The sequence below is a fragment of the Paenibacillus sp. HWE-109 genome, from assembly GCF_022163125.1.
GTDB lineage: Bacteria > Bacillota > Bacilli > Paenibacillales > NBRC-103111 > Paenibacillus_E.
Genome location: NZ_CP091881.1, coordinates 8,791,977 through 8,815,256 on the forward strand (window position 1 = coordinate 8,791,977; position 23,280 = coordinate 8,815,256).

Consider the following 23,280-nt stretch of genomic DNA (forward strand, 5'->3'; position numbering starts at 1 on the left):
CATCATACAGTTCGTTGAGTGACAGATTGCTTAGTCGGCGGGTTGGGGGACAGGGACCTGATGCTCGGATGTCACTTGTCTGCGAGTTATCTCAGCCACAGAAAGCGACAGCTGTCAGTGTTGTTAAATATAGTGCTCCATAATTGAGGTGAGAGAAGAAGCGGACTCGATTCATTTCATCGTAAGGGATAACGGCAAGGGCATGGAGGCGCGAGGCAGGTTGATCTCCTTGCCTCAGACAATGGCGGGTACGGCCTGCGTAATGTGCAGGAGCGTATACAGCTTCATTTTGGCAGCGAATATGGGATTCGCATCGAAAGTGAAGCGGGTGTTGGAACCAAGGTGCATGTGGTCATACCCAAGGTGTGAAAAAAAACCAGCTAAACCCAATAGGGTCGCTGGTTTTTCTTATAGCCTACTTCTGAACGCCGTAGATTTTGTAAAGCTCATCCACCATTAGGTTAGCTGCGCGCACGCCACCTGCTGTATTGAAGATAGCATCGCTAACTTGAACCGCTTTGCCTTTCTTCACAACAGGAAGGTTCTGCCAGAGCGGATCTTTCATGAATTCTTCCGCTTGCTTGTTGCCTTTACCGTCTCCGGTTTCATACGTGAAATAAAGCATCATGTCAGCATCCACTTCTGGAATGCGTTCTTTGGTAATTTCTTCTACGAACGTATCTTTATAATTGGTTGCTGGACGAGCAATGCCGATTTGTTTGAAAATAATGCCTGTGAACGTATCAGAGAGGTAAATACGTGTTCTGCCGCCCATGAAACGAACAACCGATACTTTCTCTTGCAGCTTAGGACCAGCTTTTTGTTTGAAATCCTCAATTTTTTTATCGAAATCAGCAATGACTTTCACGCCTTCTGTTTTCTTGTTCAAGGCATCGGCGTACAGTGAGAAGTTGGCTTTCCACTCGCCTCTAAGCGTTTCGGAGAAAACTGTTGGCGCGATGGCTTTCAACTGATCATAAATTTTCTCTTGACGCAGTTTGTTACCGATAATCAAGTCTGGCTTAAGACCGGCAATCAACTCGACGTTAGGCTGTGATTCTTCGCCCAGCACGGTGACGCCTTCCATATCTGCTTTAATATGATCATACCATGGGTTTCCTGTGAAAGACTTGACCGCGCCTACAGGCTTAATGCCCAGCGCAAGCAAAGCTTCTGTTCCTTCATTTGTCAGGATAACCACACGTTTGGGAGTTCCTTTAATTTGTGTTTCACCCATAGCGTGTTTAATTGTGCGTGTTTCTTCTGTGGCTGGTGTTGCTGTTTTGCTGTCTTTGCTTTCTTCAGCCGCTTTTTGGCCGCATCCTGCAAGAAGTAGAGAAACAGCGAGTGCTGCGGTGATCAATGTTGTAAAACGAGTCTTTCTTCTGTTCGTGAACATGATGTAAGTAATCCCCCTAAAAACGTTTTCGTTGATAATGATTATCATTAACATACTAATATGTAAACGAGCATCTGTCAAGTTCATTGAAAATGATTTTCAACCTCATTGACATCATTCTGGCGGTCTCCTACAATAATAAAATCGACTTATTCAAATTACTATACATCGTGGGCGGAGTAGATTGGAATGAATACTGGCATTATTACCAAACATTACAAATGGCTGGGACTAACCGTGCTTTTTATGCTTGTCATTATCGCGATGGCTTGCAGTGTTAGGTTTGGCGTTACGAAAATACCATTGCGAAGCATTGTAGATGCTTATACTGCTTTTAATGGATCGAATGAGCATCTGATTATCAAAAGTGCCCGCGTACCTCGCGCGCTGATTGCTGCTACAGTTGGTGCAGCTCTTGCCGTAGCTGGGGCCTATATGCAGGCTGTTACGCGGAATCCGCTAGCTTCGCCGAGTATTTTCGGGGTGAATGCCGGGGCCGCTTTTTTCATCGTTTGCGCCATTTCCTGGTTCGGGGATGTTTCACTGATCGCTTTGACGTGGATTGCTTTTCTTGGAGCAGCGGTAAGCGCGGGGGCGGTATACGGGATTGGATCATTAGGAAAAGATGGGATGACGCCAATCAAAATTACGCTGGCTGGTTCAGCCATGACGGCTTTTTTCGCTTCTTTAACACAGGGAATTCAATTGACGAGCGGGAAAGTGTTCGAAGAAACCCTATTCTGGTTAGTCGGATCTGTGGCAGGGCGCGAGTTGAGCATGCTGAATGCGGTGTATCCCTATATGCTTGTGGCGCTTCTGCTATCGGTTATCATGTCGCGGCATATCAATGTGCTGAGCATGGGTGAAGATGTGGCAACTGGTTTGGGGCAAAATACTGCTTATATCAAGGCCATTGCAGCCTTCATTATTGTCATTCTAGCCGGAGGCTCCGTTGCTGTTGCAGGGCCGATCGCTTTTGTTGGCATCATTATTCCGCATATTTCAAGATATTTGGTCGGCATGGACTATCGCTGGATTATTCCTTATAGTGCTGTGCTTGGGGCCTTGCTGCTGCTTACTGCGGATATCGGCGCGCGCTTCATTGTCATGCCTAAGGAAGTTCCGGTTGGCGTGATGACAGCGATCATTGGCGTGCCTTTCTTCGTGTATATCGCGCGCAAAGGAGGCGAAACCAAATGAGTAAATTTTTCACGGTTCGCAGTCCCATGGTTTCGTATTTAATCAGCAAAAAAGTGGTTTGGGCAACGCTGCTGTTGACTGTTCTCATGCTTGCTGTCATTGTGGTCAGCCTAAGCAGCGGAAGTCTCAAAATTCCGCCATTGGACGTTCTGAAAGCACTTCTTCATATTGGCAACGATAGTGCTTACAATGTTGTTATTTATAAATTACGGCTGCCGCGCATTGTCATCGCGATTCTCGTAGGCTCGTCGCTGGCTGTTTCCGGGGCTATTCTGCAAGGGATGATTCGCAACCCGCTAGCATCGCCGGATATTGTTGGTATTACAGGCGGGGCGACGCTTGGGGCAGTAACGTTCTTTTACTTTTTCGCAGGGGCAGTCAGCATTCATCTGCTGCCGATAGGGGCGATTCTGGGGGCGTTTGTTTCGACGCTGCTCATCTATGCCATGGCATGGAAAAAAGGCGTAGCACCGCTTCGTCTCGTTCTGATCGGGATCGGCATGACCGCTGCGTTCACGGCTGTTACGTATATGCTCCTCATCTCAGCACCTTATATTCTGGCGCAGAAATCGCTGACATTCATGTCAGGCAGCATCTATGGCACTTCCTGGGCCAAAGACGTGCTGCCGCTTCTACCTTGGACACTAATCCTTATGCCCCTTGCCTTCCTGTATACGAGGCATGTCAATGTTCAGGAGCTTGGAGATGATATGGCGGCAGGAGTAGGCAGTCATGTGCAGAAGCACCGTCTGATCTTGCTGCTCATCGCTGTTGCGCTGGCTGGAGCAGCGGTATCGATTGGCGGGGCAATTGCTTTTATCGGACTCATGGCTCCGCATATTGCCCGCAAGCTGGTAGGTCCGGCGTTCGGCGGCGTATTGCCGGTTTCGGCTTTATTAGGCGCATTAATTCTTCTGCTCGCGGATTGGATTGGCCGTACAGCCTTTACACCGCTCGATATTCCGGCTGGCGTATTCACAGCAGCCGTCGGTGCTCCCTTTTTCGTATATCTGATTTATCGCCATCGTCATCACTAAACTGAACATAAAGGGGGAAGGTACCATGACGGCCATGGAAGCCAAAAATCTTCGTCTCTCCTATGGAGATACCTTAATATTTAACGACCTTAATCTAACCATTCCCAAAGGCAAAGTGACCGTCTTCGTGGGCAGCAACGGCTGCGGCAAGTCCACCTTGCTGCGCTCGCTGGCACGTCTGTTGAAGCCCAAAGATGGGTCCATTCTGCTGGATAGCCACGAAATTGCCAAGCTGTCCACCAAAGAAATCGCCAAGCGCTTGGCGATCCTTCCGCAAGGTCCCGTAGCGCCTGAAGGATTAACCGTGCTGCAGCTCGTTAAACAGGGCAGATATCCGTATCAATCCTGGCTCCAGCAGTGGTCGCAGGAAGACGAGCGGATGGTCCGCATGGCGCTGGAATCGACAGGAATTGCCGATCTATCGGAGAGAACGGTGGATTCCTTGTCTGGCGGGCAACGGCAAAGAGCCTGGATCGCCATGACCTTGGCGCAGGGCACAGACACCATTCTGTTGGACGAGCCGACCACCTACTTGGATTTAACTCACCAAGTGGATGTCCTTGATCTGTTGTTCGAGTTGAACCAGAACGAGAACCGCACCATCGTGATGGTGCTGCACGATATCAACCTGGCCTGTCGCTACGCCCACCATATGGTCGCCATCAAAGAGCAGAAAGTCTGGGCTACCGGACATCCCGAAGACATCGTGAACGAGCATATGATTGCATCCGTGTTCAACATGGAAAGCGTCGTCTCCAAAGACCCGTTGTTCGGGACACCGATGGTGATCCCTCATGGCAAGGGTCGGATGTTGAAATAGAAAAAAGCTGAAGGAGCCTGCTCCTTCAGCTTTTTTTGCGTGTTTGGATATGTCGCGCTCCCGTCCAGCCTCTCAATCAAACTCTAGGGTATGATTCCAGACAAGTAGCATTCTCCTTGGTTAGACAGCGCCAAATGCAGCAATGACGTTCAAAGACATAGCTTTCACTGGATTAATCCAATGAAATCCAGAATTAGGGTCACGAAATCTAGAATTCCACTGGATAAATCCACTGGAATTCTAGATTTCGTGCCGTATGGGGGGGGGCAGCATGTTTTCATTGGATTTATCCAACGAAAGTTGAAATAAACGCCTCTAAAAGCCGTTTTCATTGGATTTATCCAACGAAAGTTGAAATAAACCACTAGCCTTGCAAAGAAGCTGACATCAGATCATTGTTTTGCTTAAGGAATATTTTTACAGTTTATTGTTGTGAAAAAGAACAAAAACAGTAACATTCAAATACGCATAGACAAATTACCATTTTTTTCAATTTACTCTTCAATTGTTTTAGTTCTGTTCAAGTTTCTTTTTCTGCGCTTTTTTCTTGATAGGATGAATTCGAGGACGCCCGCCCTTATTTTTCTTTCGACGTCCTTTTGAACTTCGCGTGGGCGCTCTGTTTAAAGCAGCAAGGAACTTTTCCCAGCTCATCATCACGTAAATGCGAACTAACTTCAGCACTTCCCATGTACTTTTTGTTGTTTTCGTTTGCAACTTGACCAGGATGCACAGTCCGTAGGCTAAAAGTGTCATGTAGATTTGGTTCCATACCGCATCAGGTTTATAGCTATAAAGTTTAGCCAAGTGAAGGTGCTGCTTCATCCATTTAAAGAACAATTCGATCATCCAGCGATCTCGGTACAAGTTAGCGATTTCTCGTGCTGAGAGATCCCACCTTGTTGTAACCACGCGGTAGATTCGTTTTTTGTCATCTTTGAATTCAACCAATCGGAGCGTTACTTTTTGATCAGGGTGCTTCGGAACCACCATTTGGACATCAGCATCTCGTAAAAGGCCAGGATCATCTTCTGGAACAGGTCGTGCCTGGATGACGGTTGTCTTACTATTTGCTTGTATTCGCACGACAAAACGAATGTTTGCTTCTGCCCATTTCTTGAAAAAGGCGTAGTTAATGTATCCGCGATCCATCACATACGTTGTGTTTTTATCTGTGAGAAGTTCGATCGCTACTTCCGAGTCAGCTACAGCTCCCGTCGATAAAATAACTTTGCTGGGATAGGCCATATCCGGGAAATCTGTGCAGAGGTAGGTATGCATTTTTACGCTATTTTGCGTTTTGCTGCAGTAGGCCCACTGACCGTGAAAGTTGGGTAAAGAGATGGTGGTAGAGTCAATGATCGTTAGCTTTTTTACATCTCGCACCTTTACATGGGATGATTCTCGCAAGGTCTGTGCAATACGCCGATTGATTTCTTGAAAAGCGTACTGGAGTAAAAAAGTAGGTAACTCGTTCAATTTGCGCGAGAAACGGGAGGCGCTAATCGATTTTGTTCCTACAAGAGCCTGCAAATTTTCGTTAGAACGCAAATGCTCCTCAATGGCAGTCGGCTCTTCGCGCCGTGCCAACTGAGCTTCGATGAAAAGTAGGATTGCACTGCGAACGGTAAGTTTTTGAGTCCGATAATCCAAAATGTCGCAGACTGCTTTTGGTAAATCCAACAATTGAAGACATTGACTAATAACGGTTTTATCTGGTACGATACCCATGCGATTTCTCCTTTTGATGAGGAAATGGGTAACATGCCTATTCCTTAACATTAGGGGATTTTTTTATGTCTTACCAGATAAAATAGTGAAATATATTCATAATATAGAAATTATTATATCTATAAGTTTTCATGTCAGGTTCGATGCAAGGCTAGTGGAAATAAACGCCTCTAAAAGCTGTTTTCATTGGATTTATCCAATGAAAGCTGAAACAAACACCTCTAAAAGGCATTTTCATTGGATTTATCCAATAAAAGTTGAAATAAACGCCTGCAAAAGCCATTTTCATTGGATTTTTCCAATGAGAGTGACTCAGCGCGGAACAACGTTCCGCAGCAGAATATATTAGTTTTCGTAGATGCGATCTCACAGCAGAGGGATTCACACAGTCGGATATGCCACATTAAAGTATCTCACCCATCCAACCTCTCAATCAAACTCTAGGGTCTGATTCCAGACAAGTAGCATTCTCCTTGGTTAGACAGCGCCAAATGCAGCAATGACGTTCAAAGACATAGATTTCACTGGATTAATCCAATGAAATCCAGAATTAGGGGCACTAAAAATCAATTCCACTAGATAAATCCACTGGAATTCTAGATTTCGTGCCGTATGGGGCGGGGTGCAGCTGTTATCATTGGATTTTTCCAATGAAAGTTGAAACAAACACCTCTAAAAGCTGTTTTCATTGGATTTATCCAACGAAAGTTGAAATAAACGCCGTCAAAAGCCCCTTTCATTGGATTTTTCCAATGAGAGTGACTCAGCGCGGAACAACGTTCCGCAGCAGAGTATATTAGTTTTCGTAGATGCGATCTCACAGCAGAGGGATTCACACAGTCGGATATGCCACATTAAAGTATCTCACCCATCCAACCTCTCAATCAAACTCCAGGGTATGATTCCAGACAAGTAGCATTCTCCTTGGTTAGACAGCGCCAAATGCAGCAATGACGTTCAAAGACATAGATTTCACTGGATTAATCCAATGAAATCCAGAATTAGGGGCGCTAAAAATCAATTCCACTGGATAAATCCAATGGAATTCTAGATTTCGTGCCGTATGGGGGGCTATCATTGGATTTATCCAATGAAAGTTGAAATAAACGCCGTCAAAAGCCACTTTCATTGGATTTTTCCAATGAGAGTGGCCCATCGACGTTCCGCGGCAGAAGCAAATGAAGCAAGCGTGTGACAATTCCCCGCTACAAGCCAGCCAGAAAAGGCCCGGCCATATCGGCAATCCGCCGATGTCCGGCCTCATTCGGATGTAAGCCATCCGATGTGAAGTGCGGCAGCGTCAGCTTGTTCAGTCCGCTTTGCGCATACAGATTCAACACCGGCAGGGCATAGAGCCTGCCGAGCTCGACTATGGCTTCGACATAGTCGTAGAGCCGATGGCCCGCCGCGTTGACGGAGAAGATGTCGTAGCCATCTTTATCCCGCTGCAGCGGCGTCCACAAGCTAAGGCGGCAGCGCGGATTCGCCGCCAGAATATGCTCAATCAGCGACCGATACGCGCCATAAAAGGTATAGATATTATCCGATTCCAGCAAGCCAATCGGCTTATCCAAGCGGAAATCGTTCACGCCCGCAAAGATGGTGACGCAGTCCAACTCGGTATGGATCGTCTTGCCGACATGCGTCGTTGCGCCGTAGTCACGGTCGCCGCCGGCTGTCATCGGACAACCGCTTTTGCCATAATTGAATACGCTGGAGAAGCCGAGAGCTTCCTGCACAAGCGGCTGATAGCCGCCTGCTTCTGTGATGCTGTCTCCGAGCGTTCCCCATGTTTTTCCTGTCCACTTGTTTAGCATGCTAGTGCCGCTCCTTATTCATTGCTTTCGGTATCGTAGCTGACGGCATCAACGAGAACCAGAGAGTCGGCCTCGGCCTGACCTGGCCGTTCGCCAAGCCATGCGCCTTGTGCGATCAATTTGTTTTGCAGCTCTGGGATCGATACTTCGCGGAAACCGATGCCCGCCGAGCTTGCCATAGCGGCGGACACGCCGGCGGCCTCACCCATGGCAAAGCAGTTGGGCATGACGCGAAGCGAGCCCTGCACGGGACGGTCGGACGAAACGGAACGTCCAGCTACGATCAAATTCGATTTGCCCTGCGGCAGCATGCAGCGAAATGGAACGCCATGCGATTTGCCCTTCGGCAAATGCTTGATTGTCATCGTGCTGCTGGCGTTGGCAAGATGGATGTCGATGAAGTACGAATTGCGGGCAATATCGTCCTCGAAGCTGCGCATCGTCAGGAAATCTTCCACCACAAGCGTGTAGTCGCCTTGGATGCGGCGGGTTTCACGAATCCCGATCTGGTCGCCGGAATGAGCAAGGAAGATATGCTCGAAGCCTGGCACATATTTGCGCAGGAAACGAAGCTGCGTATCAATCAACTGGCGCCCTTCGATCGCTGCGCGGGTCAAATCCTCCGCATTGGTACCGTCAATCCCGAAGATATGGCCGAAATTAAAGCCGACAACGGAGTCGGTAATCCAGGCCATCCCCGAGATGCGTTTGCGCCCTTCAGGGAGGTCGCCGTTTTGTTGAGCTTTCATGACCGTTTTCTCGATCTGGTTATTATCATCTGTCTCCACCAGATATTGCTCAAAACGTGCTCTGTCCACGCCCGTGACCACATAGCACATCGTACCAGGCTGGAGTTCGCCGTGTTCGCCTCCGCTCAGAAAAGGAACACCCGCAAGCGCCGCGAGATCCGCGTCACCGGAAGCATCGATATACAGCTTGGCTTGAATGACGGAGCGCCCGGATTTATTGCTGATGACAAGTCCGCTGATGCGATCTCCCTCCAACAGCACTTGATCGGCAATGGTATGGAACAGCACTTTGGCTCCGCTGGCCAAGAGTTCGGCATCATAGACGCGTTTCAGCGTTTCCACATCGATGGGAACCCAATCGAGCTGGTCTTTGTAATGCCGTAAGAAGTCGTCTCCGGCTGCCTGTTTCATTTTATCAAGCAGTTCAAGACCGATTCCGCGAATGACAGGTTTTTCCCCATCTGAATAGGGACAGAAGGCAGGAACCAATGCTGCGGTGCCCATTCCGCCGAGGTAGCCTCTTTGTTCAATCAAAAGGGTGCTTGCCCCATTGCGGGCAGCTGCGATTGCTGCGGCTATGCCGGATGCGCCGCCGCCTACGACGACCACGTCAGGCGTATAGCTGACAGGGAGTTGTTGTGCAGGGATCGTTATCGTTTGAGTAGACACATATGTCATGTTTTATTCCTCCTAGGGATGCTTATGAGTCTTATTATAGGCGTCCGCCATGGAGGAACTAGTTTAACTTTTGTTTAATCTAAAAGAGGAAGTGAAACGGCTTGCGCCGAAAAGTATCCTTCAACGTTATCCGATGAAAGGGGGCAGCCTGAATGCCGACCCGCAAGCAAGTCACGTTAAAGACGATCGCAAACGAGCTTGGATTAACGGTACAGACCGTGCTCAAAGCGCTAAAAGGAAAACCCGGCATGTCCGAAGCAACCCGACAACGGATCGTCCAGACCGCCGAGAGGCTGGGCTATTATACGATGGAACAGATTCGCAGCCTGCGGCTGGACCGCATCGCACCGTATCCAAGCGAAAGACTTCGCTTTCTGTTGGTGCAAACGGCGGAATCCGTTTCCTACAATCGGCTTCTGCTGCAAGGCTTAGAGGACCGCTTCTTCTCATTCGGTCATCGCATCGAGCTGCTGATGCTGCCGCAAAATATCAAGGAGGAGCATATGCCATCTTGGATCGAGGAGAGCGGCATGGCTTACGCAGATGGGATATTCATCGCGCCGAGCATTATCCCCAAGGTGTGGGAGTCCTACCTGTTTGCTTTGCCCCAACCTCGCATATTGCTTAGTTTTCCGCCTCCCGGAGTGAAAATAGACAGTGTGATCTGGGACGTCTATGAAGCCACCTTCCAAGCGGTTAGCTACTTGCACAGCCTCGGACATGAACGCATTATGTATGTGGGGGACATCCAATTGCAACGGGGGTTTATATTGCGCTGGCAGGCCTTCTGTCATGCGATGCACGTGCAGGGCATCGAGGTTGATCCGAGTCAGCACTCTATCGGCGAGCGGTTCGGAGGAGGCCGGCAATGGCTCGAAGAACTGGAGCAGAAGATGGTAGATTTCATGCCGACAGCGATTATTTGCGGGATCGATAATGAAGTGTCCATCGTCGCAAGCCTATGTCACAAGCTGCAATGGCGCGTACCGGATGAAGTGTCATTGGTAGGATTTCTCAATGAGCAAACGGAAGATCTGCCCCTGTTCACTAGACCTTTGCTTTCCATCCGAGAGACAGGCTATCGCGCTGCTGACCGTATGTTGTGGCGGCTTGCCAATCCGACATTGCCTTTTGAACATATCCGCATTCAAGGCGATTTTCACATCGGCAGTACGACATCACGACCAGCTGCCAACGGCCTGCAATCGGCAACAATGCGAAGATACAACCAGAAATCATAAGATTCTCCGGTGCCTAGGGCCTTTTAAACAGGATATAATGAAGAGTACAGCAGGACGGGAGGTCTACGAAGAGATGTATAAACTTGTAATTGTAGATGATGAGCCGACTGTACGCTTTGGATTAAGCACCTATTTTAATTGGAGTCAGTACGGCATTGAAGTTGTCGATACAGCGGACGACGGGGATGTTGGGTTAGAGGTGATTGAGCGTGCAAAGCCGGATATTGTGCTGACCGATGTACGCATGCCCACGATGGACGGTATTCAAATGTCGAATATTCTGAGCGATCGATTCCCTGCAATCAAAATTGTGTTCGTAAGCGGGCACGATGATGCCGAGTATTTGAAATCTGCGCTTAAGGTAAAAGCGATTGACTATATATTTAAACCCGTTAATCTGCAAGAGTTGACTGTCGTCGTTGAACGCCTGGTGGCTGCACTGCAAGCCGAAGAACAGGAGCGCAAGCTGATCGTCGATATGCAGGTGAAGCTGCTGCAAAGCATGCCGCTGCTGCGGGAGAAATTTCTGATGTCCCTGATCAAAAAGGGGGGTGCGGTCCCTTCTCGCATGCAGGATCGTATCGCTTTCCTGGGGCTCGAGCTTCCACTGGAAGCGGCCTATTGGGTGATTGTGATCCGCGTGGACGATGCCACGGAAGTGGCGGAAGCCAGGTCCGAACGTGACCAGCAACTGCTGTCTTATTCGATCGTTAATATTGTGCAGGAGCTGATAGACAGGGAAATTGGCGGTTACGTTTTTGAAAATCAGACGGGCGAATTCGTTGGCATTCTGCGTCTGTCTGATCAAGAGGATCAGGAGAGTTTGCTGTTCACACTGGCGGAGGAAGTCAGAGGCAATCTGCAGCAATATTTGCGCATCAGCGTAACGATCGGGGTTGGCGAGCGAATAGCGAAGCTGGCTCAGCTTCCGCAGTCTTATACCCAGGCGAAGGAAGCAGCCGATCAGCGATGGTATCTCGGGAAAAATCAAATTATCTCCATGGACCAATTGGAGCAGGGCATAGACAGCATGTATCGATTCGATCCGATGCAGGATGAGCGGCTAATCTCTTCGCTCAAAGCAGCCGATACGGACAAGGTGCAAGATGAGCTTGAGCATATCTTCAGTGCGCTGTCACGCAACCGTGCCGAGGGCATCCAATATGGGCGCAATCTGAGCTTGCAACTGCTGCTGCTTGGAAGCCGCATTCTGATGGAGCTTCACATTCAGCGTCAAGGGATGGATGAGAAGGAGAATGAGCTTCTGGCCAAAGTGTTCCTGCAAGAAACGCTGGGCGATTTGAGGAAGCTGGTTGCTTCCTATCTGCTGGAGGTTTGTGAGCGGATTAGCGAGAAACGCAGCGGCAAGCCTAAGCTCAGCATTGAACGCATACGCGCAATGATTGACAAGCGATTTGCCGAAAACTTGCAGGTAGCGGATATCGCGAAGGAAGTATTCCTGTCTTCCACCTATTTGTGCCTGTTGTTCAAACAGGAGACAGGTGAAACGATCAACGAATATATGACCAAAGTTCGGGTCGACAAGGCCAAGGAGCTGCTCAAAGATCCAAGCAACAAATTTTACGAGGTATGCTATGCCGTCGGTTATTCGGATCCCAGCTATTTTAGCAAAATATTCAAGAAATACACGGGGTTTACGCCAAGCTCATTTCGTGATCAAGTCATGTAAAGGCGGTAGGGCCTATGAATAACCTCATGAACAGAGGTTGGACGAATATAGCTATCATTTTCAAAAGTGTGCTTGCCGCAAGATTATGGCTGATCGCTTATGTGGTACTCATTCTGATTCCGGCTTCTATATTTCTGTATGCGTATTCCCAGCGATATTCACGCATATTGGAAGAAGAAGTCACGCGAACAATGCTTCAAACGTTGAAGCAGGCTGAAATTAACTTGAATCACCAAATTAATTCCCTGCGTGATACATCGAATGCTATATTCATGAATCCCAAGCTGCTTACTTATTTGAGCAGTTCATCCTCCTATGACGATCAGTTCGTAGCTATGAATGAATTGCGCTACATGGTGGATAATGCCAGAACGAATCTGAATGTTTTCCGCGTTCGCTTATATGTCGATGAATCGAAACTTTTCTCGCATGAGAAAGTGAATTTCTTTCCTTTGGCAAGCATTGAGCAAAGCAAGTGGTATCCGGAAGTCGTGAATGCCGGTGGGCTTCTTGTATGGACAGGCGCCTATTTGGAACATTTTATCGACATTCCGGAAGACCCTTACATCTTCTCTGGTCTTCGTATTTTGCGGGACCCTGAACATTACGATCACTTGTCCGGCATTTTATCGATTGATGTGGATGCGAAGATTTTGGAGAATATCGTTTCGAATATTAAGCTGAATGATGATCAGCATGTCTTCTTAACGGCGCCTGACGGCACGATCGTTCTGCATAGCGATAAATCGCTATTGGGAACTAAGCTCAAATCGAGTGCCGTGCTGAATGCTATCGGGATGAACAAAGAAGGTGTCTCGGCTATTGAGGATAATGATATACAGCAATATATCGTGTATACGACTGTCCAAGCTACAGGCTGGAAACTGATCGCAGAGGTGCCTAAGAAAGGCATCAGCTCGCGAGCAGCATCTCTGAATCAATTCTCCAGTGTGGCGACATTGACAGGGGTGACGATTCTATTTCTTATTCTCGTGTTTATTCTGTTGGCTTTCATTGTGCGAGGGATGAATCGCCGGGTGCAAACGGTCATTAGGGTCATTAAACGGGAGGGCATCGAGGGGCTGGATGAGCGATATGGCGCATCAGGCGGAGATATTAACCTGCTGGAGAAAAGCGTCGATCATTTGATCCATCGTGTTAGGGACCTAATGGAGGAAACTTACAAATCGAAGGTGCAGGAACGGGAAGCGCAGCTTAAGGCGCTGCAAGCACAAATCAATCCTCATTTCCTCTATAATACGCTGGATACGATCAATTGGATTGCGATTGGGCATAAGGCTCATGATATCAGTCAAATGATTGATGGTTTAGCTAAGTATTTCAGGCTAAGCCTGAATAAAGGGAGAGATGTCGTGACCGTCATGGACGAGTTGGAGCTGGCTCGTGTGTATCTGGATATTCAGCAAAACCGTTTTCCCAAAAGCTTTGAAGTTATTTTCCAAATTGAGACACCGCTGGATGCTTACGAAATGCCTAAGTTGACGCTGCAGCCGATTGTAGAGAACGCGCTGCTGCACGGCATTCGCAAGTCCAAGGGGAAGTCAGGAACGATATGGATTCGCGCCTATATGGATGGAAGCTGTCTGGCGTTGTCAGTCAGGGATGACGGGATCGGGATGGAGCAGGCATTCGCCCAAAGTCTGTTGACGGAACCACGCCCAATCAAGAGTTCGGATGGCGCAACAGGTTCCTATGGTTTGTATAACGTTAATGAGCGAATTAAGTTGTATACAGGCGAAACAGCGGGCCTGGAGATTGTAGCGGTTCCCGGAGAGGGAACGACGGTTATCGTTCGTCTCAACCCCAAGATCAACCAATGAGCCACAGCAAATTCCAAAGAGCATTCCCTATTCACAAAGGGGAGGCTCTTTTTTTACGTATAAAGATCATAAGATACTACCAGAAACACAAAGATCACCATCTACAGCCAGGCTTAGCCCGACTATATAATACGAATATACCAACTTGGAGGTGAGCGCGATATGAGTGTTACAACAACAGAATTGAAAGCACGTATCGAAACGACAAAGGTTAGCAAGAATAGGTGGAAACTGTTCCGGACCAACATAGATCTCTATGTTTTGCTGATTCCAGGTCTGCTGTTTTTGCTTGTATTCAAATATACGCCCATGTACGGGATTGTTATCGCGTTTATGGACTTTAATATTTTCGATGGCTTCACAGGAAGCAAATGGGTTGGGCTGGCGCAGTTCTCCAAATTAGTTCACTCGGAAGAATTTCTCCAAGTGTTCGTGAACACCTTGTTGATCAGCTTGTACAAGCTTGTTCTGCTGTTCCCGGTTCCGATTATTATCGCGCTGCTGCTGAATGAAGTGCGCAAGAGCTGGTTTAAGCGGACGATTCAAACGATTATTTTTCTGCCGCATTTCTTGTCTTGGGTTATTATCTCGGGCTTGTTCATCACGATTCTTTCCCCGAGCGGCGGCTTGGTTAACAATGTAATTCAGTTTTTCGGGGGCCAGCCGATCTCGTTCTTCCTCAATAATGATTTCTTTCGAAGTGTGGTCGTATTCACGGCTGGTTGGAAAGAATCGGGCTGGAATACCATCATCTTCATCGCGGCGATTGCCGGCATTGAGCAGGAACAGTATGAAGCGGCCTCGATCGATGGAGCGGGACGTATCCGTCAGATGCTGAACATCACGCTCCCGGGTATCGTACCCACGATCATTCTGATTCTTGTCTTGCGGCTGGGGTACTTGCTTGAAGCGGGAACAGAACAAATTCTAACGATGTACAATTCGGTTGTGTATCAATCCGGCGACGTGATCGGTACCTACGTGTACCGCCAAGGTTTGGGCCAACAGGATTACAGCTTTAGTACAGCTGTTGGTTTATTTAATTCCGTGATCGGATTTCTCTTGATCGTGCTGGGCAACGAGCTTAGCAAAAAAGTAGTCAAGCGAAGCATTTGGTAGGAGGTGCAGCGATGAATAAGAAAACGTTAGGCGATTGGTCGATTGATTTATGTGTATACGCTGCTTTGCTCTTGTCGGGACTGCTCACTTTACTGCCAATGGCTAATGTACTGTCCAAAGCGCTGAGTGAGGAAACCGCTGTTATTTCCGGCAAGGTAGGTATTATCCCTGTTGGTTTCCAACTCGATACGATGAAATATGTGGTGTCATCCAGTCAATTTCTGCATGCGATTTCGGTCTCTCTGCTCGTGATGGTCATCGGGACGGTGTTTGCCATTTTGTTAACGGCATTAACGGCTTACCCGTTGTCCAAAAGGCATCTGCCCGGCATTCCGTTCATCCTGCTGATGTTCATATTCACAATGCTGTTCAACGGCGGCATTATCCCGAACTATTTGTTAATGAAAGAACTGCATCTCATTAATAATTTGTGGTCGCTCATGCTCCCGGCTTTGATTAGCGTGTTCAATATGCTGGTCATTAAGAGCTACTACGAATCATTGCCGGAAGCGCTGGAGGAATCGGCCAAAATGGATGGGGCCCGCAACTTCACGATTCTGTTTCGCATCATTCTGCCATTAAGTACGCCAGTGATTGCGACCATTGCGTTGTTTTATGCGGTGTATTTCTGGAATGATTATTTTCATCCGATGCTGTATATCTCCAATCCGAGTCTCAAGCCATTGCAGTTGTACCTGCGCGATATTGTGATGGATGCCGACAGTTCATCTGCCCTTAATAAAAGTGTAGATGATATGATGAATATTTCTCCGGAAGGCATTCGTGCCGCTACGGTGATTGCTTCCATAATTCCGATGCTGCTGGTGTATCCGTTCTTGCAAAAGCATTTTGTCAAAGGTGTTCTGATTGGTTCTGTGAAAGGCTAGCGCTGCGTTAACGCTCTGGATGTTCTCATTCCAGGCTTAATGATATAGTTACATAATGACATAGGGAGGGTTTATGTATGTTGAAAAAACACAGGAAGCTGATGCTTGTCACGCTTACAGCTTGTTTATCCGCTTCATCGCTTGTCGCTTGTTCCTCGGGTGGCTCCAGCTCCGGAAGCTCCGCTTCTCCAGCGGTTTCCAATGCCGCATCTGCAGCGCCTACCGCAGCAGGTCCCAAGCCTGAACTGAAATCTTTGCAGATTTATCAAAAAGAAGATTACAACACGTATCCGGTAGCCAAATTCCTGGAACAAGCAACAGGATATAAAGTGCAATACGAAATGCTCCCGCAAGATAAGCCGCAGGATAAATTAAACATCTTGATCGCATCCGGCGAACCGTATGATGCTGTAACAACTCTCGGGTCCACTGATTTCAAAGCGCTTTACTCTGATTATGCCAAAAAAGGCGCTTTGATCGATTTGGGACCGCTGATCGATAAATTTGGCCCCAACATCAAAGCGGCCGTTGACCCGGAAGCGCTGGAAGCCGCCAAAATCGATGGCAAGCTGTACGGCATTCCAACCAAAAGCTTGAATACCGTCGTCTCCAGCTTATATATTCGCCAGGATTGGCTCGATAAAGTAGGTCTCAAAATGCCAACGACGCTCGATGAGCTTGTGGCCGTATTGAAAGCGTTCAAGGAGAAAGATCCAGGCGGCAACGGCGATAAGAATATCGGATTGACCATGAGCGGGGAAGCTTCTTTCATCAGCAATATTGTAGGCGCTTTCGGAATGCCGAACTACTGGAATGAGGTGAATGGTAAGCTGACCCCTCGTGTGATGGATCCTGCATTCAAAGAATACACAGCTTTCGTTGCCGATCTATTCAAACAAGGATTGATCGATAAAGAGTTTGCAGCGAACAAGGACGCTACCTCCAAGGAGAAATTCACGAGCGGCAAAGCCGGGGTCATCATGATGAACTGGTCGGATGTGCCGGCGATTACGGATGCGTTGGTCAAAAATGTTCCTACGGCGAAGGCTGGCTTTATGTCCGCACTCAAAGGCAAAGATGGCAAAGCAGCGTTATCCGCTGCCAAAGGGTTTGACCGCATTACCTTCATCCCCAAAGCTTCCAAGCATCCCGAAGATGCCATCAAATGGATGAATGCCAAGCTGGAGAAAGAAACATTCAAAACGATGGCCATCGGGGAAGAAAATAAGCACTATACGTTCAAAGACGGCACGTATGCGCCAATTCAACCAATTTTTACAGAAGAACGCAATCAGGCCAACAATTTCTTGACGGGTACGGATGACAAAAACTACCCGACGTACTGGCAGGCACGCGTCCGCAAAGATATGCGTTTGTTTGATGCCTGGAATTTGATGAACGGTTTGGCGCCAGCATCGACCAAAGTTGTGGATCAGTTAGGCTATGCGCCTTACATGGCTATTTTCTCGAAAAACTTCCTGCAATTGAACACGATGTCGAGCGACTATACGACGAAGCTGATTTTCGGCGCTGAGCCGGCTAGCGGGATTGATGCCTTCATAACGAAATTCAAAGCCGCAGGCGCTGACGATAGTTTCAAAGAAGTTAATGACTGGTATGCAACAGTGAAGAAATAAGCAAGCTGAATGTCCCAGACGGACATGGACCGAGACTCCATAAGGTATAATAAGTTATGATAGAACTGTTCCTACATCTGCTAATGCGGACTGGGGACGGTTCTTTTTTGTTGCCTAATTGTTTAGGGTGACTCCCACCATGGTAAGATATGAGTAAAGGAGATGAACTTCTGATGTCTTTATTGATGAAAATAAATTCCAATGGCGAGCCTGTTTTTGAGCAAGTGTTCAATTTGGCGCCAAACGCTATTGCTTTGGCAGGTATAGATGGCAAGATCGGCAAGGTTAATGAAGCCTTCACTCAAACCCTGGGCTACTCGCAGCAAATGGCGGCTGAAATGACACTTGAGCAGTTGGTCCTGCCCGAGGATCTTCAGAGTTTCCGCACCTGTCTGGAAGAAGCACATCTTCAGAATGAACGGAACCATGAGCTTGAAATACGATGCATCTCGAATAACGGGAGTCTGATATGGAAGGCCATCAAGTTCTCATTGGTTCGCGATGGCAATGGGGACCCTCATTATTTTATCCTACATCTCACTACGATCTCACCCCCCAAAGGCAAGGAACAGAAATTAGAGGGGATTGACCATTGGTATGATCTTATCTTCAAAAATGCCCGGGATATTATTACATTAGTCAATCCAGATGGCACTATTGAATATTTGTCTCCCTCTATTTGTGATTTACTAGGGTATGACCCGGAAGAATTGGTTGGCAAAAACAGCAATGAACTGAATCATCCAGAAGATATGGCGATGTTGCAATCGGTTATTTTGTCAGATCAGCCCACGTTGACCTATCGGGCTCGTCATAAGAATGGGACTTATGTTTGGTTAGAAACAGCAACCAAACTGATTCATGATGCGGAAGGTCGGCTCCAGAAGATACTGGGAATCGGACGTGATGTGACAGAACGCAAAACATATCAAGACAGCCTCGCAGAAGCTCAGCATATCGCCGCGCTTGGCAGTTGGGAAATTGATTTCCTTGAAGAAAAAATTGCATTTTCCGAGGAATTTTATCGCATTTATCAGATATCCAAAAGTGATTTGCCATCAGACCCGACGGCTCTAGTTATACTTGTTCATCCGGAAGACAGGGGTCAATTTCAAACGTTTATTAACCAAGCTAAGCAGTTAAGACAAGGCCCTACGAGCCTGGAATTTCGCAATTTGCAATCCGATGGTACGGTGAAGTATATGCAGATCCGCGTTTCTGTTCTCTTCGATGAAGAGGGGAAGCCTATCAAGATGAGCGGTACAACGCAGGATATCACGGAACGCAAGAAAGCTGAGTTAAACCTGCAGGAGTCTGTAGAACGTTATACTTCTTTGAAGAAATACAACCATGATGCCGTCATTTCGCTGGATGTGAAGGGGACGATCATAAATACGAACGATATGGCGGCCAAACTGACAGGCTTTAGTATTTCGGAAATGAGAGGGGAGAACATCTCCAAATTCATCGGGGAACAAAATGTTGCCCGCATCTTGTCTGGTGTGATCGAAGATGTGACGGCTGAGCGCCACATCAATGCAATCAAACATAAAGACGGCGCGGAGATCGAGGTTTTGGCAACGATCGCACCGATCATCATTAATAAGAAAAACGTCGGCTATTACGTGATCGCCAAAGATATGACCGAGCAAAAAACATTGCTTATCGCCAAGGAAGCTGCCGAGAAAACCAATAAAGCCAAAAGTGAGTTTCTAGCGATGATGAGCCATGAAATTCGGACACCCATGAACGGGGTGATCGGCATGACCGATTTGCTGCTGCATACGACGGAGTTGGACGAAGAACAAAAAGAATATGTACAAATCATCCATAAAAGCGGCAACACACTAATAACGATTATCAATGATATCCTCGATTTCTCGAAGATTGAAGCGGGCAAGACGGTTCTGCAGCAGCAAGCGATGGATATCAGGGATTGCATCTCTGAAACACGCGATATTTTATTCGCCAAAGCTCAGGAGAAAAATCTGTCTATTGATATTTCAGTGAGTCCGAAGATCCCCTATACATTAATCGGTGACTATGACCGGATCAAACAAATTCTGCTGAATCTGCTTAGCAATGCTATTAAGTTCACCTATAATGGCGGCGTTTCAATTGTAGTGGAGAATGGCATGAGTGAATGCAAGAGGCGTCAGCTTCAATTTACGATCAAGGATACGGGCATTGGCATTCCGAAAGAAAAGCTTGAGCACTTATTTAATCCGTTTTATCAGTTAGACAGCTTTATGACACGCAAATCAGAAGGAACCGGCCTCGGCTTGGCGATCAGTAAAAAGCTGGTGGGGTTAATGGACGGGGATATCTGGGTTGAACATACAGACGAGCTTGGTGCAACTTTTGTCTGTACGATTTGGCTTAAGGAGCATGAACAAGCTGCCGCGTTAACGCCTTTCTCAATCGGTGAGGATATGATTAAACAACGACCGCTTAACATTTTGATAGCAGAAGATAATGAGATTAATCAGATTACACTGAGGAAAATGATCGAAAAAATGGGCCATAACACGAGTATCGCGGAAAATGGCAATCAGGTCATTCGCGCACTGGCTTATGAATCTTACGATATCATCTTCATGGACATCCGCATGCCGGAGCTTAGTGGCCTGGAAGCTACGAAGCAGATTAAGGCTAACATGCCGCCTGAGAAAACCCCTTTTATTATTGCGGTAACCGCGAATGCTTTAATGGGTGATCGTGAGAAATGCCTGGAAGCCGGCATGGATGATTACATCAGTAAGCCGATTAAAAGCGGGATTCTATTCGAAATGATTGAGAAGTATGAGAGAAAGCTGCTGCATATGCGTGGATAAATAGCAAAGGCTGCCGACGTCGTGTCGGCAGCCTTTTGGCACAGGTAAAGCTTAGAAGCTTGCTGCAAGTTCTTTTGCTTTAACGATGGCTTTCTCTTTAATGGCTTGAGCTTGGTCAGGAGCAAGAGCCATACCTTCTACAAACAGCGCTTCGAAGGAAGGGATGCCGAAGAAGAGGGAGATTTTTTTCAGGTAGCTGAAGCCACTTTCCATAGCAGCCGCTGGACCTTCGGAATAGATGCCGCCGCTTGCTTGGATGTGCAGACCTTTTTTGTTTGTCAGCAAGCCAACAGGACCTGCCTCTGTGTATTTGAAAGTTTTACCCGCAACAGCTACGGAATCAATGTAAGCTTTCAAAACTGGAGGGAAGGAGAAATTCCACATTGGGGATACAAATACATATTTATCAGCAGCAACGAATTGGTCAACAAGTGCGCCTAAGCGTGCTACTTTCGCTTTTTCTGAATCCGCTAGTTGATCAAAAGCCGTTCCGGATTGCAATTTGCCCCAAGCGCCAAATACCTCTGCGTCAATTTGAGGAATATCTTGTTGGTATAGATCCACATGAATGACTTCATCGGAAGGATTTGCTTCACGGTAAGCCTCAACGAATTCTTTACCTACTGCCAAACTATAAGAAGTCTGGTGATCGTTCGGATGTGCAGTTACGTACAATAAAGTTGCCATTATTAATACTTCCCTTCTATACCTAAAATAATTACAGTTCTCATTATAGCTTATTTTAAGTTAGTTGGCTAATATTAATTTGTTATGAACTTTCAGTACCTTACTGACGGTTGTTAACCATACTAATTTTCGGTGTTTTTACAGCGCTTAACGGGCTCGCTTGGTGAAAATTTGAAAAGTTACACCGAATTTATCTACGACCAATCCAAAAGCTGGGCTGAAGTACATTTCGCCTAAAGGGATTTCCACGTGTCCATTCTCCTTCAAAGCTTCAAAGATCTCTCTGGCTTGCGCGGCTTCGTCCAAAGTCAGGCAGACGCTCACTTGATTTCCTTGCTGCGGGGGTTGGTCAGGGAGGGAATCAGCAACCATCAGTTCGCCTCCGTCGACTTTTAATACGGCGTGCGCCACAGGCTCTTTTTCAGCTTCAGACATGGGCTTATCAGGATTTTGTGGACCCTCGCCCGCTGTTTGCATGAAAAGCAGCTTGGCCCCCAATGCTTTTTGGTAAAAGGCGATTGCTTCCTTCGCGGTTCCATCCAACATGATGTACGTTGTTATTTGCATGCTCATCTTCCGACATCTCCTTTGATTTGGGTTGTGATTATTTGATTATCAATCACTTCGTTGTTCTTGATTTCAATCATAGCTTATAATAGTGACAAGGATTGTCATGAACTAAAAATAAGGGAGAATGGGCATGTCTAAATCCAAACGGCTTCTGGAATTAATGATGACGGTCAATCGGAAGCGCAGATTCAAAGTACAGGAGTTAGCCGATGAATTCGGCGTTTCGACGAGGACAATCCTGCGAGATTTGCAGGAACTAAGTGAAATCGGTGTTCCCTTGTACTCTGAGGTGGGACCGCATGGCGGATATCAAGTGCTGAAGGAGCGGGTTTTGCCGCCGATTGCTTTCACCGAGGACGAGGCTGTAGCCATATTTTTTGCCAGTCATGCCCTGCGTCACTACCGATTTCTCCCCTTTGAAACGGAGTCCGCTACGGCATTGAATAAATTTTACTATTACATGCCAAGTGACGTCAGGGATCGCATCGATCAAATGAAAAATCGGTTTGACCTTGTAACGCCAACGCGTCAGATTGAATCTCCTTTTCTCAAAATTTTGCTTGAAGGCGCTGTTGATCAAAAGGTAATTCTGATCGCTTACGAGGCTCAAGAAGGAGTCTCTGACCGGAAAATTCAGCCGATCGGTATTTATGCGAGCAATGGCCTATGGTATTGCCCTGCCTATTGTTTCCTCCGCAAGGACTTTCGCGTGTTTCGATGTGACCGGATGCATGCCGCTCAAATCGATACCTCAGAAACGGAGCCCGTAGATCTTAGAGATATTCATCTCGGGAATAGGGAGACGGTTGGTCATATGGAGCAGGCTATGATTCCAATGTCTGCCTACCTCACTAAGGAAGGGGTCACTGCTTGCGAATCGGAAGTGTGGTCATCCTCCAAACTGCGTATCCATGAGGATGGAACAGGTTCGCTGAATGGGGCTATTCCTAAGAGCGACATCCCGTTCTACGCGAAGTTTTTCATTGGACTGGGGAATGATGTGAAAGTTGAGCAGCCACAAGAATTAATAGAGACGATAAAGCGGATGCTACGTGAAATATTGGATTATTATGGATGATTGCGCACCGTCATGCGTTGGACTGGGTTTTTCTTAAAAAGGCAACCTCACTGGTCAAAATAGCGCTATTCGGCTACCATGGTATGTTTTGGAGTAATCGAGGAGTTGTCTCCTGCCTCACGGACGATAAGGGAACATCAGTGCGCTATCCTAGCCTAAAGTGCTATTATAGCGGGGATGAGGGAACTATAGGGCGCTATTTGACTATTTGTTGGAAAATTCAGCGCTTTTCTTGGAAATAAGACCCTGTAGTTCCGCTATGACC

General features: G+C 47.3%; 17 protein-coding genes. 11 read left to right on the top strand and 6 right to left on the bottom strand.

The genetic code is table 11. From position 1 onward, the window contains the following. Window positions 1-415: 415 nt before the first annotated feature. Window positions 416-1,399: an ABC transporter substrate-binding protein gene (locus tag LOZ80_RS37700; protein ID WP_238169280.1), complete on the bottom strand. Its 984-nt coding sequence runs from the start codon at window positions 1,397-1,399 to the stop codon at window positions 416-418. 189 nt (window positions 1,400-1,588) lie between these two features. On the opposite strand from LOZ80_RS37700, the gene LOZ80_RS37705 reads away from it, so the two are divergent. Genes LOZ80_RS37705 through LOZ80_RS37715 form a run of 3 tightly spaced genes read left to right on the top strand, consistent with a single transcriptional unit; the run spans window position 1,589 to window position 4,456 of the window. After that, window positions 1,589-2,599, top strand: a complete 1,011-nt coding sequence (locus LOZ80_RS37705; protein WP_238169281.1) for a FecCD family ABC transporter permease — start codon at window positions 1,589-1,591, stop codon at window positions 2,597-2,599. Beyond that, complete coding sequence (locus LOZ80_RS37710; RefSeq protein ID WP_238169282.1) at window positions 2,596-3,636, top strand: FecCD family ABC transporter permease; 1,041 nt, start codon at window positions 2,596-2,598, stop codon at window positions 3,634-3,636. Before LOZ80_RS37705 ends, LOZ80_RS37710 begins: the two co-directional genes overlap by 4 nt. Window positions 3,637-3,661: 25 nt before the next feature. Next, window positions 3,662-4,456, top strand: a complete 795-nt coding sequence (locus tag LOZ80_RS37715; RefSeq protein WP_238169283.1) for an ABC transporter ATP-binding protein — start codon at window positions 3,662-3,664, stop codon at window positions 4,454-4,456. 510 nt (window positions 4,457-4,966) lie between these two features. Here the strand turns inward: LOZ80_RS37715 and LOZ80_RS37720 are convergent. The 3 genes from LOZ80_RS37720 to LOZ80_RS37730 form a co-directional block, all read right to left on the bottom strand. Next, complete coding sequence (locus LOZ80_RS37720) at window positions 4,967-6,187, bottom strand: IS4 family transposase (RefSeq protein WP_238169284.1); 1,221 nt, start codon at window positions 6,185-6,187, stop codon at window positions 4,967-4,969. Between the two features lie 1,205 nt (window positions 6,188-7,392). Continuing rightward, window positions 7,393-8,004 (bottom strand): SGNH/GDSL hydrolase family protein, encoded by a 612-nt coding sequence (locus LOZ80_RS37725; protein WP_238169285.1) that lies wholly within the window; start codon window positions 8,002-8,004, stop codon window positions 7,393-7,395. A 14-nt stretch (window positions 8,005-8,018) separates the two neighbouring features. Then, window positions 8,019-9,431, bottom strand: coding sequence for an FAD-dependent oxidoreductase (locus LOZ80_RS37730; RefSeq protein WP_238169286.1), 1,413 nt, complete (start codon window positions 9,429-9,431; stop codon window positions 8,019-8,021). Window positions 9,432-9,583: 152 nt separating this feature from the next. Between LOZ80_RS37730 and LOZ80_RS37735 the strand changes: the two genes are divergently transcribed. The 7 genes from LOZ80_RS37735 (at window position 9,584) to LOZ80_RS37765 (ending at window position 20,680) form a co-directional block, all read left to right on the top strand. Beyond that, the gene (locus LOZ80_RS37735; RefSeq protein WP_238169287.1) at window positions 9,584-10,672 is read left to right on the top strand and encodes a LacI family DNA-binding transcriptional regulator; all 1,089 of its coding nucleotides are present in this window, start codon (window positions 9,584-9,586) and stop codon (window positions 10,670-10,672) included. A 73-nt stretch (window positions 10,673-10,745) separates the two neighbouring features. Next, entirely contained in the window at window positions 10,746-12,362 is a 1,617-nt protein-coding gene (locus LOZ80_RS37740) for a response regulator (RefSeq protein WP_238169288.1), read from the top strand. A gap of 14 nt (window positions 12,363-12,376) precedes the next feature. Next, window positions 12,377-14,203, top strand: coding sequence for a cache domain-containing sensor histidine kinase (locus tag LOZ80_RS37745; RefSeq protein WP_238169289.1), 1,827 nt, complete (start codon window positions 12,377-12,379; stop codon window positions 14,201-14,203). 162 nt (window positions 14,204-14,365) lie between these two features. After that, entirely contained in the window at window positions 14,366-15,322 is a 957-nt protein-coding gene (locus LOZ80_RS37750) for an ABC transporter permease (protein WP_238169290.1), read from the top strand. 11 nt (window positions 15,323-15,333) lie between these two features. Further along, window positions 15,334-16,209 (top strand): carbohydrate ABC transporter permease, encoded by an 876-nt coding sequence (locus LOZ80_RS37755; RefSeq protein WP_238169291.1) that lies wholly within the window; start codon window positions 15,334-15,336, stop codon window positions 16,207-16,209. A gap of 77 nt (window positions 16,210-16,286) precedes the next feature. Further along, the gene (locus tag LOZ80_RS37760) at window positions 16,287-17,846 is read left to right on the top strand and encodes an extracellular solute-binding protein (protein ID WP_238169292.1); all 1,560 of its coding nucleotides are present in this window, start codon (window positions 16,287-16,289) and stop codon (window positions 17,844-17,846) included. A 173-nt stretch (window positions 17,847-18,019) separates the two neighbouring features. Next, on the top strand, window positions 18,020-20,680 hold the full coding sequence (locus LOZ80_RS37765; protein ID WP_238169293.1) for a PAS domain S-box protein: 2,661 nt from the start codon (window positions 18,020-18,022) through the stop codon (window positions 20,678-20,680). 51 nt (window positions 20,681-20,731) lie between these two features. Here the strand turns inward: LOZ80_RS37765 and LOZ80_RS37770 are convergent, their stop codons facing one another. Both LOZ80_RS37770 and LOZ80_RS37775 read right to left on the bottom strand, forming a co-directional pair. Continuing rightward, a complete protein-coding gene (locus LOZ80_RS37770; protein ID WP_238169294.1) occupies window positions 20,732-21,367 on the bottom strand; it encodes an FMN-dependent NADH-azoreductase in 636 nt (211 codons plus the stop codon). A 147-nt stretch (window positions 21,368-21,514) separates the two neighbouring features. Then, the gene (locus tag LOZ80_RS37775; RefSeq protein ID WP_238169295.1) at window positions 21,515-21,940 is read right to left on the bottom strand and encodes a VOC family protein; all 426 of its coding nucleotides are present in this window, start codon (window positions 21,938-21,940) and stop codon (window positions 21,515-21,517) included. Between the two features lie 127 nt (window positions 21,941-22,067). Between LOZ80_RS37775 and LOZ80_RS37780 the strand changes: the two genes are divergently transcribed. Then, a complete protein-coding gene (locus LOZ80_RS37780) occupies window positions 22,068-23,015 on the top strand; it encodes a helix-turn-helix transcriptional regulator (protein WP_238169296.1) in 948 nt (315 codons plus the stop codon). Window positions 23,016-23,280: the final 265 nt, after the last annotated feature.